This is a genomic window from Pseudomonas sp. MF4836, assembly GCF_002018875.1.
GTDB lineage: Bacteria > Pseudomonadota > Gammaproteobacteria > Pseudomonadales > Pseudomonadaceae > Aquipseudomonas.
Window position 1 is genome coordinate 290,765 of sequence record NZ_MVOL01000001.1, and the last position, 12,226, is coordinate 302,990.

Annotated in this window: 6 protein-coding genes; 2 read left to right on the plus strand and 4 right to left on the minus strand. The window is 65.6% G+C overall.

Going from position 1 to position 12,226, the window contains the following annotated elements; translation table 11 throughout:
- Positions 1-23 precede the first annotated feature (23 nt).
- The gene (locus MF4836_RS01450; RefSeq protein ID WP_078468763.1) at positions 24-3,971 is read left to right on the plus strand and encodes an RHS repeat-associated core domain-containing protein; all 3,948 of its coding nucleotides are present in this window, start codon (positions 24-26) and stop codon (positions 3,969-3,971) included.
- The gene (locus tag MF4836_RS01455) at positions 3,968-4,156 is read left to right on the plus strand and encodes a hypothetical protein (RefSeq protein ID WP_020297025.1); all 189 of its coding nucleotides are present in this window, start codon (positions 3,968-3,970) and stop codon (positions 4,154-4,156) included. The genes MF4836_RS01450 and MF4836_RS01455 overlap by 4 nt, the downstream gene beginning before the upstream one ends.
- Before the next feature lie 26 nt (positions 4,157-4,182).
- On the opposite strand, the gene MF4836_RS01460 is transcribed toward MF4836_RS01455, so the two are convergent.
- Genes MF4836_RS01460 through MF4836_RS01475 form a run of 4 tightly spaced genes read right to left on the minus strand, consistent with a single transcriptional unit; the run spans position 4,183 to position 12,065 of the window.
- Positions 4,183-4,836, minus strand: a complete 654-nt coding sequence (locus MF4836_RS01460) for a response regulator transcription factor (RefSeq protein WP_078468764.1) — start codon at positions 4,834-4,836, stop codon at positions 4,183-4,185.
- A gap of 55 nt (positions 4,837-4,891) precedes the next feature.
- Positions 4,892-8,011, minus strand: coding sequence for a hybrid sensor histidine kinase/response regulator (locus MF4836_RS01465; RefSeq protein ID WP_238596110.1), 3,120 nt, complete (start codon positions 8,009-8,011; stop codon positions 4,892-4,894).
- A gap of 5 nt (positions 8,012-8,016) precedes the next feature.
- On the minus strand, positions 8,017-9,291 hold the full coding sequence (locus tag MF4836_RS01470; RefSeq protein ID WP_078468765.1) for an EAL domain-containing response regulator: 1,275 nt from the start codon (positions 9,289-9,291) through the stop codon (positions 8,017-8,019).
- A 2-nt stretch (positions 9,292-9,293) separates the two neighbouring features.
- On the minus strand, positions 9,294-12,065 hold the full coding sequence (locus tag MF4836_RS01475; RefSeq protein ID WP_238596111.1) for an ATP-binding protein: 2,772 nt from the start codon (positions 12,063-12,065) through the stop codon (positions 9,294-9,296).
- Between the last annotated feature and the right edge of the window lie 161 nt (positions 12,066-12,226).

Below are 12,226 nucleotides of genomic sequence, written 5' to 3' on the forward strand. Positions count from 1 at the left end.
AGACCTCAAGGATGGACAGATAGATGAGCGGTCTTCCCGTTTCCCACGTTGGCGAAAAGGTTTCCGGCGGTGTGATCGCCACCGGCTCGCCAACGGTGCATGTCGGCGCGTCCGGGGTCGGCATCGCCGACCGGGTGTCGGCCTGCGTGCCCAATGTCGGCCAGCCGGTGAACCCGATGCTGGGCTGCAAGCTGCTGCCCGAGGAAGTCGACTTCGCCCTCGCCGCGCCGGACACCTTCACCTTCGGTCGCGGCTACCTGTCGAGCAACCCGCGCATCAGCCGGCTCGGCCAGGGCTGGTGGCTGCCGGGGGAGAGCATGCACCTGGAGCTGAGCCCGACCGCCTGTGTGCTGATTGACGCCCAGGGCCGGCGCATCAGCTTTCCGGCCCTGGCGCCGGGGGCGGTGTTCTACTCCGGTACCGAGCGCCTGTGGCTGCGTCGGGGCGGCGCCCCGCAGGAAGGAACCGCCGTTCAGCCGTGGAAGGGGCGCTGGGCCGCGGTGCCGGAGGCGCTGGCCGCCGACGAGGGTGCCGTGCTGCTGTTGATCGACACCAGCTACCTGCATTTCCAGCGCCAGGCCGACGGTGTCTGGCGCCTGCACGCCACATTCGGCCGCAGTGGCTACCGCACCGAGTTCGGCTGGAGCCAGAACGGCCTGCTGACCAGCATCCGCGACAGTGCCGGACGCAGTTACGCCCTGGTCTACCAGGGCTGTTGCGAACCGTCGCCGGGGGAGGACGGGGTGCGTCTGCTGGGGGTGATCCTGGCCAATGTCGACGGCCCGGTGCCGGCCGACCTGGACCTGCAAAGCCGCCGCCTGGACTGGCTGGTGCGCTACCAGTTCAACGACAGCGGCGACCTGGTGGCGGTGCGCAACCGCCTCGGCGAAGTGGTCCGGGTGTTTGCCTGGCACAACCACATCCTGGTGGCCCACGGTGAGCCGGGCGGCCTGGAAGTGCGCTACACCTGGGACCTGCACCAGCCCCACGGCCGGGTGCTCAAGCAAAGTGAAACCGACGGCCTGACCCGCGAGTTCCGTTACCAGCGCGAGGCCACCGAGGTGGTCGACAGCCTGGGCCGCATCGAGCGTTACGAGTTCAGCGGCAGCGGCGGCGAGCAGCGCTGGACCGCCCTGGTGCGTGCCGATGGCAGCCGTACCGAGTTTGAGTACGACATGTTCGGGCGCCTGGTGCTGATCCGCGATCCACTGGGCCGCGAGTTCCGCCGTCGACTCGATGGCCAGGGCCGGGTGCTGGAAGAACAGACCCCGGGCAAGACCCGATTCCGCAAAAGCATCGACGACGAAACCGGGCTGCTCAAGGAACTGATCGACAGCATGGGTCGCCAGTGGCTGCTCAAGCATGACGCCAGTGCCCGGTTGCTCAGCGTCCAGGGGCCGGCAGGCATCACCCGCTATGCCTACGACGACCCGGCGCTGCCGGACCGGCCCACCCAGGTGGTGGATGCCAGGGGCGGCATCAAGCGCCTGACCTGGAACCGTCTCGGCCTGCTGGCCAGTGTCACCGACTGCTCGGGCCAGACCCGGACCTGCGAATACGATGGCGAAGGCCAGTTGCTGGCCGAAACCGATGCCCTGGGCCAGGTCACCCGTCGTGGCTACGATCACCTGGGCCAGGTCACGGGCCTGTCCATGGCCGACGGCACCCAGCTCAAGTACCGCTACGATGCCCAGGGGCGCCAGACCCATATGGCCGATGGCGATGGGCACTTCACCCAGTTCTTCTGGGACCGCGCCGAACGCCTGACCTGCGTCACCGATGCTGCCGGGCATGAGCAGCATTACCGCTACGACGAAGCCGGGCGCCTGGTCATGCTGACCAATGAAAATGGCGCCCAGGCGCATTTTGCCTATGACCTGCTGGACCGTCTGGTGCAGGAAACCGGCTTCGACGGGCGCTGCCAGCGCTACCGCTACAACGCCGCCGATGAATTGGTGGCGCGGGTCGATGCTGACGAGCGCGAGACCACCTACGCCTACAACCTCGACGGGCGTCTGCTGAGCTGTCACCTGCCGGCCACCGCCAGCGCGCCGGCGAGCAGCCAGCATTACCGCTGGCTGGCCGACGGGCGCCTGGCCGGGGTCAAGGGCGCGGATTGCGAGCTGCGCTTTGCCTATGACGAGGCGGGAAATCTGTGCCTGGAAAACCAGATCCACGCCGACGGCTGGGTCTACAGCGTCGCGCACCGCCATGACGAACTGGGCGCGCGCCAGAGCAGCCGTTTTGGCGATGCCCCCGAGGTCAACTGGTTGACCTACGGCCCCGGCCATGTGCACGGGGTGCTGGTGGCCCAGGCCGAGCTGGCGTTCGAGCGCGACGCCCTGCACCGTGAAACCCGCCGCGACGGCCGGCTCAAGGGCCAGCCCGAGGCGTTGTTCAACCTCGAGCGCCGCTACGACCGCCTGGGACGCCTGACCCACAGCCAATTGACCCTGGCGGCGGGCGATGACTGGCGGCGCAGCTATCAATACGACGCCCTGGGGCAACTGACCGGCATCGATGAAAACCTGCGCCCGAACCGGCGTTATGACTACGACCGCAGCGGCCGCCTGGTGGCCAGCCAGCGCAGCGACGGGACGCCCCAGCGCTACGCTTTCGACCCGGCGGGCAACCGTTTCGACAGCGAGGCCCCGACCCCGGCGGCGCAACACAGCAGCACCAGCCTGCACAACGAGTTGTACCGCTCGGGTTATGTGCACACCGACAGTGCGTCCCAGGCCGGGCCGCAGTCCGCGGTCGGCAGCCTGGGCAATCGGGTCGAAGCGTTCGGCGGCAGCCGCTACCGCTACGACGGCGCCGGCAATCTGCTGGAGCGCATCGACGCCGATGGCAACCGCCTGCAACTGGCCTACGACGGTGCTCATCGCCTGGTCCACCTGGTGCGCTGGCGCGCCGATGGGGTTCGGGTCGAGGCGCGCTATCGCTATGACGGCCTGTCGCGGCGCATTGCCAAGACCGTGCGCGAAGGTGAGCAGGAATACACCGTGCGCTTCGGCTGGGACGGCGATCGCCAGTGCGCCGAAGCCTTTGGCCAACGCCTGCGCACCACGGTCTACGAGCCCGGGGCCAGTGTGCCGTGGCTGCGCCTGGAGCAGGACTGCGAGCCCGACAGCCCGGAACTGTTGCAGGTGCGCCAAGCCATGGCGGCCGAAGACCAACCGCTGCCGGCGCAGTGCTTCCCGGCGTTGGGCGCACCGCGTATCGGTTTCTTTCACACCGACCATATCGGCACCCCGCTGCGCCTGAGTGACGAGCAGGGCCGTACCCTGTGGCAGGCCGAGGCCGACGACTGGCGCGCGATAACCGGGCAAAGCGGTTCCACCGACCAGCCGCTGCGTTTCCAGGGCCAGTATCACGACCTGGAAAGCGACCTCTACTACAACCGCTATCGCTACTACCTGCCGGAACTGGGGCGCTATGCGACCCAGGACCCGATCGGCCTGCGGGGCGGGCCTAACCTGTATGTCTATGCGTTGAACGTGCCCTCGGTGGCCTACGACCCGACGGGTCTGTTCGTGCCCTTGCTGGTGATCGGCGCCTTCGCCCTGCGCGGGGTGATCGGTGCCGGCATCGAGCTGGGGGTGCAGGCGGGCAAGCAGGTGCTGGGGCAGGTCAAGGACAACTGGGACAACGACCGCGAACTCACTGATATCAAGTGGAAGTGCATCGACATCAACTGGAAGCATGTGGCGGTATCGGGGGCCGTGAGCACCGTGGCCCCGGGTATGCTCACTACCGGCAAGAACGTGCTGACCTCGGCCAAGGCCCTCAAGACCCTGAATGGCCAGGCCGCCAATACCGCGAACCGCGCCGCCAAACTGGCTGCGCGCAAAGCGGCCCATTCCTCGAAAATCAAAAGTGCCGTCGGCACCCAGATTGCCTGGCAAGGCGCAAAACAAGTGGTCAAGTGTCCGTTGAAAGACGAAGAAGAGGAGTGCCAGGAACAATGAAACGCATGCTGTTGATGACGGCGATCTTCATCCCGCTGGCTCTTTTGTACAACGTACTGACCCAGTATTTCGGCGAGACCTGGCTGGTGGTCGGGGCCTTCTGTCTGCTGCTGGTGGCGCTGCGGGTCGGGTTGTACCTGTACCGCCGGTCCAGGGGTATCAAGGACAACTACCTGGATGAATGAGCACGGCCCGGGCCCGGGCCGCACGTTCACTGGAACGCGCCGGACTCCAGGCAGAACGCGACCAGGGCCTGGTCGCTGTCCAGGTTCAGCTTGCGGATCGCCGAGATCTTCTGCGCGCTGACGGTCTTGATGCTGCGCTTGAGGTTGGCGGCGATCTGCATCATCGATTCGCCACGCACGAAGTGGCGCAGCACCTCGTATTCCTTGGGCGTGAGGCTGCTCAGGCCCTCGGCCATCGAACGCACCGGGCCGTTGTGCTGCTCGTTGTACTCAAGGTCGGGCGGGTAGTGCACGCGCCCGCGCCGGACGTTGTCCAGGGCGCTGAGCAGCTCGCTCATGTCGTGGCGTTTGAGCAGCACCGAGCGCACGCCGATGTCGTACAGGGTGGCGACGATCATCGGGTTCGACATCATGGTCAGGACCAGCACCTGGACCCGCGGGAAGTGACGGATGAGGTAGGTCACCAGGCGAATCCCGTCGCCGAATTTTTCATCGCCCTCCATGAAATAGTCGGTGATCACCACATCGATGCTCGGGTCGTCCGCCAACTGTTGGATCAGGGCGCTGGGGGTAGTGACTGCCGCCACCACCTCGTAGTGGGCGGTGCTGTTCAGCAGGCTGCTGACGGCAGCCAGTACCAGTGGATGATCGTCGGCCAGTGCAACGCGGATTTTTTTCATGTGGACACGATCCATTTTCAGAAGAAATGCACGGTAGAGGATAAGTGGCAGAGTTTCAGTCGGGCAGGCTGATCCGCTCCAGGGCGTGCAGCAGAGTCAGGCTATGCGCGTGGGTGGAGGGCGTCAAACCGGCCTCCCGCAGGTCATTCCCGAAACGCTCGAGCTGCTCGATCAGCGCCTCGTAGCCGGCTACCGCGAGGGAGCCGCGAACCCGGTGCAGCAGCTCGAAGATGCGGTCGTAATCCTGTTCGTCGAGTGCCTGGCGCAAGGTCTGGATATCCACGGTCATGGTGCTGATGAATATCTGCCGCAGGTCGCTGGGCAGGCCGGGCGGTTCCTCGAACAACGGGATGCACTGCTCGGTGTCGAGGCCGCTGAGTTGGGACAGGCTGGCCCACAGCGTCTGCAATTGCACCGGCTTGACCAGCCAGGCGTCCATGCCGCAGGCCCGGCAGCGTGCTTCCTCCTCGCACATGGCGTTGGCGGTGACGCCGATTACCGGTCGGTCATCGCCGCCCGCGCGAATGCGGGTGGTGAGCTCATAGCCGCTCATGCGCGGCATGTTGACGTCGGTCAGCAGCAGGTCGTAGTCGCCGATCCGCCACAGGTCGAGGGCCTCGGCGCCGTCGGCGGCCAGGGTGCTGTGGCAGCCCAATTGCTTGAGCTGGTGGCTGAGGGTCGCCTGGTTGATCGGGTTGTCTTCGGCGACCAGCACGTTCAGGCGAAGCGGCGGCAGGCTGTTCAGCGGTTGCAGGCCCGCTGCCCGGCCGGTCGGCCCGGGCTCGGGTTCACCACGCAGCTTGCGCTCCAGCAGAAAGCCGATGGCGCTGAAATCACAGGCATCGGCCAGGCTGGCCCCGGGGCCGGCCCGTTGCCCGTCGAGGACAATTTCAGTCAGGCCGGCGAGGGCCTCGGCGCGGCCGCCGGGGGCGTCGAACATGCGCAGCAGAATGCCCGGCCCGACCCCGTCGAGCGCCGCGCCTTCCAGGGACGTGGCCTCGGCGCCCCAGCGATTGAGCCATTGGCAGAGGTTGCCGGTCAGTTCGTGATGGGGGCTGTGCACGTAGATTCGTGCACCGGCCAGGTCCGGCTGGCGCGGCGCGGTGCTGGTGCCGGCCAGCGGCAGCTCGAGGCTCATGGAGAAACTGCTGCCCAGCCCCAGCGCGCTGGTCAGGCGGATTTCACTGCCCATCATCGCCGCCAGTTTGGCGCAGATCGACAGGCCCAGCCCGGCACCATGCACGGTGTGGGAGTGGGCGTCGATCTGATAGAAGGGGGTGAACAGCTGTTGCTGCTCTTCCTGGCCGATGCCGATGCCGGTGTCCACTACTTGCAGGGTCATCAGCACCTGGCCATCGCTCCCGGGTTCGGCACGGGCGCGGACGATGACGTGCCCGGAGAGGGTGAACTTGATGGCGTTGCTGATCAGGTTGGTGAGGATCTGGCGGATCCGCACCGGATCCCCCAGCAGCGCCTGGGGCAGTTGCGGATCGACGCAGGAAAACAGCAGCAGGTCCTTGTTCCGGGCACTGTCGATAAAGGCCCCGGTACAGCCCTGGACCAGCTCCCGGGGGTCGAACGACTGCCCGCCCAGGGCCAGTTGGCCGGACTCGATCCGGGTGATGTCGAGAATGTCGCTGATGATCTGCAACAGCAGCCCGGAGGACACCTGGATGCGTTCGAGCAACTGGCGCTGTTCGGGGTCGAGGTCGGTCAGCCCCATCAGTTCCAGCGAGCCGAGGACCCCATAGAGCGGGGTGCGGATTTCGTGGCTCATGGTTGCCAGGAACACTGACTTGGCGCCGTTGGCCCGGTCGGCGGCGTGCTTGGCCTGGGTCAGCTCCTGTTCCATCTGCGCCCTTGCACTGAGGTCGGCGAAGGCACAGACCACCACATCCTGGTCGTGGTAGCGGGTCGGGGCAAAGGCGATGTAGAACGAGCGGCCATCGTGGGCGCGGTGGTTTTCGATGGTGCCCGGTTGCGTGGCGCGGCTGAGCCGCTCCAGCAGCGGTTGCTCCAGTCCGCTGTCGTGCAGGCTCTGGCCGACCTGGGTGTCGAACCACTTGAAGGCCAGGGTGTTGGCGAAGACGATCCGGCGTTCGTCGCGGCTGAACACGCAGAGCGCCACTGGGGTGGTTTCCAGCAGGGTACGACTGAACTGGTCGCTTTCCATCAGTTGCCGGTGGGCCTGTTGCGCCGGTGCGATCACCCGTCGGTTGTAGCGGCGCACATAGGCCCAGCCGGCCAGCGGGCTGAGTGACAGCAGGGCGATGATGCTTGCCAGCAGCCAATAGTGGCCGAAGAACAGGCTGGGGTAGGACAGGATGTAGTAACCGGTCCAGGCCCCGTTGGTGGCGTCGACCCGGAACACCAGCCCGTCAGCCCGATAATTGACCCCGGGGCCGACCCCGCTCGGGTACGGCGCCGGACCCAGCAGCAGGCCATCCTCCCGGCCGACCAGCCAATGGGCGTCGTAGACGCCACGTTGCAGCACCCGGGAAAAAATATTGATTCGCTCGCGGCTGATCAGGGTCGCGGCATAGGTGCCGGGGCTGCCGCTCGCGGCGTGACGCAAGGGCAGGTAGGCGATCACATGGTCGGGGTAGCCCTGCAGGCCGATCCAGCGGATGCGGTCGGCGCTCGCGGCATCGGCGCGGATCGCGGCCATCGCCGCCTGGGTCAGGGGCGCCGACAGGTTGGGGCGGCGGTTGCCGACCGTGGGCACGGTGTAGCTGGTGCCCGGTTCGGCATCCACCACCAGCAGGCCCGAGGCGGGAAAGCTCGAACGCACCCAGAAACTGGAATAGAGGTCGGCCAGGTAGCGCCCGAACCCTGCGGCCCGGCTGCTTTGCAGAGGGCAGGACTTGAGATCCTGGCAGATCAGGGTGAACGGCGTATCGACCGGCGAAGGCGTGCCCTGGTACAGGGTCGCGCCGGGTATCTGCTGGTCGTCCATGGCGTGGAAGATCCACGGCGAATTCTGCTGCGGGTCGCTGTAGTCGAGGATGTGCGCCTGCTGCAGGCGGGTGAGCAGCGCCTGCTGCTCGTCCATGTAGCGGCTCTGCAGGGTGAAGTCGATGCTGATGCGCTCCTGCTCCTGGCTGATGATCCGCTGGAAACCCCAGAGCAGGGCACCGGACATGATCAGCAGCAGTGGCAGGACGCCGAACAGCACCAGGTTCAGTCGTCGAGAGTTTCGCGCGATGCGTCGTAGCGGGAGGTTTGGCATGGAGTAGGAAAAGCGGCCCGGGTGGGTGGAGAAAAAGGTGGCGGTACACTGCATCCCAGCAACTGCGAGAAAGCGTCCAGCTCCAATGCCGCGGAAATAAGATAACCCTGGGCGCTGTCACAGCCAATAAGCCGCAGAAACTCCAGGTCACGTCCTGACTCCACGCCTTCGGCAATCACTTCCAGGCCCAATTGCCGACCCAGTTGCACCGCTGCCACCAGGGCCGCGGCCCGGGCTTCGTCGGCGGCTGCGCCGTTGACGAAGTGGCGGTCGATTTTCATCTCGGTAAAAGGCGTCGAAATCAGGCTGTACATCGAACTGTAGCCCATGCCGAAGTCGTCCTGAGCCAGGCCGAAACCCTTCAGCCGCAGGCGACTGGCGCCCATGTGGTATTGCCCGGGCGATAGTGGGCGTTCGGTTTCCAGCAATTCGAAGCAGATGTCGCGGGTGGCCAGGCCGGCGCGGGCGGTCATCTGTTGCAGGTGGTCCGGCAGGTCGGGATCATCCAGCAGCCCGGTGGGCAGGTTCACCGATACCGTGATGCGGTGGCCCAGGGCGTGCCAGTGCTTCTGCGCTTCGATCGCGTCGTCGAGCATCAGGAACAGCAGCGCGCGATCCAGTCGGTGCCGGGTGATGGACGCCAGGAACGAATCCGGCATCAACAAACCGAAGGACGGGTTGTTCCAGCGCACCAGGGCTTCGGCACCGATGATCTTGCCGCTGGCCAGCGAGCGGCGTGGCTGGAACCGCGCCTGCAGTTCGCGGCGGGCGATGGCCCGCTCCAGCACCTGGCGTTCGAACACCGGCTCGTGCTCGGGCTTGAGCCGCGTGCCGGCGCGCTGGCCGGTGCTGATGATGGTGCAGATTTGCTGCACGTGGCCGGCGTCCAGCGGCTTGGGGAAAGTGCCCAGTACCGCCAGGCCTTTCTCCTTGGCCATCAGGCCGACGCTGTTCATCAGGCGCCTTGAGCAGGACGAGACGATAGCCAGGATCGGTGCCCGCGGCATACCGCTCAGGGCGTCGATGAATTGCACGCCGTCCATCTCCGGCATGTGCAGGTCCACCAGCACCAGGTCGTATTCCTGCTGGTGCAACAGGGCCAGGGCCTGGCGGGCGTCGAGGGTCGTGTGCACGGTGCCAAAGCCTGCCTCTTCCAGCAAGCGCTTGACCCGCAGGCACTGGATCGGGTGGTCGTCCAGTACCAGAACACGGATTGTCTTGGGCATGCTCACATCACCTTCCTCTTTACTGATTGAAGTACCTCGCAAAGCGTATCCAGAGGTACCGGCTTGATAAGCAGATGACGAATCCCCGCTGATTCGCAGCGGCTGCGCAGTACCGGCGACAGCTCACCGGTGATGCCGATGATCGGCCCGTCGAAGCCGCGCTCACGCAGGGTGCGGGCGAATGCCAGGCCGTCCATGTGCTGCATCTGCAAGTCGGTCAGCACCGCATCGAACGCCAGCAGGTCGTCGCGTTTCAGGGCGTCGACGGCGCTGGCGACCGCCACCACCCGGTTCCCCAGGTACAGGCCTTGTTGCAGGATCACCTGCAAGGCCAGGGGGCTGTCGTCCACCGCCAGCAGCCTGAGGTCCATCTGCGGTGCCAGGTTGTCCGGCGGCGAAAAGCGCATTTCGCTGACAATCCCGGCCTGTGCCTGGGCCACGGCGTCGCGCAGGCTGTCGAGGCTGTACATCCGCGCGACCCAGGCCGGGTTCGCCTGGCGTAGCGCGGGGGCCATCCCGGGGGCATGCATGATCACCCGCGGACCGCTCCAGGGGCCGAGCTTGAATGGGTCGAGAAACGCCTCCACCAACACCGAGCGCAGGGGCGGGGCCTCTTTGTCCGGGGTGTAGGGCAAGGCCAGTGCGCCCCAGTGGCGCAGCCAGTGGCAGAGGTTCTGCACCACTTCCAGCACGTCGCCCCGGACATACACCGGGGTCACGCCCAGGCGCGGCATTTCAGGTTCGGGGCGGTCGGTAACGGCTTCCAGGGCCAGGCTCAGGCCGAAGCTCGAACCCAGCCCGGGCTCACTGATGGCCGAGAGCTGGCCGTGCATCATGTCCGCCAGGCGCGCGCAGATCGCCAGGCCCAGGCCGGTGCCGCAGGCTTCCTGGCTCAACCAGCTGGGTACCCGGTAGTAAGGTTCGAACAACCTGGCCTGGAATTCGCCAGCAATGCCGGGGCCGGTGTCGACCACCTGGAAACGCAAGCGGGCCAGGTGGCCGCTGGTTGGCGTGCAATGCAGGCGCAGGATCACATGGCCCGACTCGGTGAACTTGATCGCGTTGCTCACCAGGTTGTTGAGGATCTGCCGGATCCGTCCGCCATCGCCGAGCACCTGTTCGGGGGTGTCCGGGTCCAGGGTCACGTACAGCCGCAGGCCCTTGCCACGGGCCCGGGCCGAGTAGCTGAAGGCCACTTCTTCCACCAGTTGCACCGGGGAGAACGGGGCGAGGTTCAGGCTCAGCCGGCCGGACTCGATCAGCGACAGGTCGAGGGTGTCGTTGATGGTGCGCATCAGCGCCGAGGAGGCTTGTTGCGAGGCTTGCAGGTAGTCCTGCTGCTGGGCATTGAGGGGCGTGGTGTCGAGCATTTCCAGGGAACCGAGAATGCCGTACATCGGGGTGCGGATCTCGTGGCTGAGGGTGCTCAGGAACAGGGTTTTTTCACGGTTGGCCTGGTCCGACAGGCTCTTGGCCTGGAGCAGCGATTGCTCGGCCAGCTTGAAGTCGGTGACATCGTTCATGCAGCACAGCACCGCGGCCACGCCGTTGTAGCCGGTGGGGGCGCAGGTCAGCTGGAGAAAGGTGCCGTCCGCCAACTGGTGCTCGATGGCGTGGACCCGGCCGTGGGCGGTGGCCAGGATCTGCGCCTGCAGTTCCGGGACTGCGGCCAGCCAGCGCCGGCCCGACTCGTTGGACAGGATCAGCGAGCCCTCGTCGCGGCGAATCAGGCACAGGCCCACCGGGGCCATTTCGATAAACCGGTGGTTGAGCGAGACGCTGTCCGCCAGCGCGCTGTAATGGCGAACCGCAGGCTCCACCAGGCGCAGGCGGATAAAGCGTGCCCCGAGGAAAATTCCGGCAAACAGCAGCAGGGTCATCAGGGCTGTGGTGTACAGAGGGCCTGCGGTGTCCTGCAGCAATTGGCTGACCGGGGCGTAGTACACCAGGCGCCATCCGGCGTTGCCCACCGACTTGTTGAGCACGACGTAGTCGGGCAGGCCGCGCAGGCGGTGCAGGCCGAAGGAGTCTTCCTCGGCCTTGAACCGCGACAGCGCCTCGGGCACCGCCCAGGCGGCACTGTGCAGCACCACCGCGCCGTTGGCGTCATAGAGCACGTATTTGCCCTGGTGCAATTGCAAGGGGTCGAGCGCCAGGTCGGTCTCTTTGAGTTGCAGCCCGAGCCAGCCCTCGGCAGCGTTGTGCTCGTCGATAGGGCGCAGCAGGTACACCTGTTTCGAGCGGCCGTTGGGCACCCAGGACCACAGGGTGCGCGCCCCCGGGTGCTGGTTCAACAAGGCTTGCGCCGCGCTCTGGTCGAGGCTTTGCAGCCACTGGGCGCTGGCATCGAGGTTCGTGCCGCTGCCGCCCCCGGGCTCATACACAGTGCGGATCAGGCCCTGGTCCGGGGCCAGGTAAATCAGTTCGCTGTGGGTGCTGGCGATCTCGACCAGGTCGCGGGCGGTGAGGATCAGCGCCCAGGAATAGTTCGCGGCGTTATTCCCCAGGGGTAACAGGCGTAGTTGATTATTAGTTGCAAGGAAGTTGGCAGTTTTGGAACTTAGGCTGCCGTCGATATTGCGCACGGCGGAAGAAGAAATAGCCTTCAGCAGACTTTCCCGTTGACTGAAGAACTGTTGCGCATTGAAGGCCGCGGCATTCATCTGACGCCGATAGCTGGAAAGGGTTTCCGTCAATGAACCCTGAATCAAAAAACCCGCAATGATCAGGATGCAAGACAGCAAACTGAGCATGAACAGACGCAGCAGAGCCACCGGAATATGGGGTCCGGAAAAGTGCCTGAGGGGCTGCGGGGAAGGGCCGTGTTTAGTCATCCGCCCATGTTAGGGATATCGCTCAATAGTCCCTTTAAGAAAATTCTTAATACCCTTCATTTAGGATAATTCTCATAGGTTAGTTGCGTGAAAGATTCGAC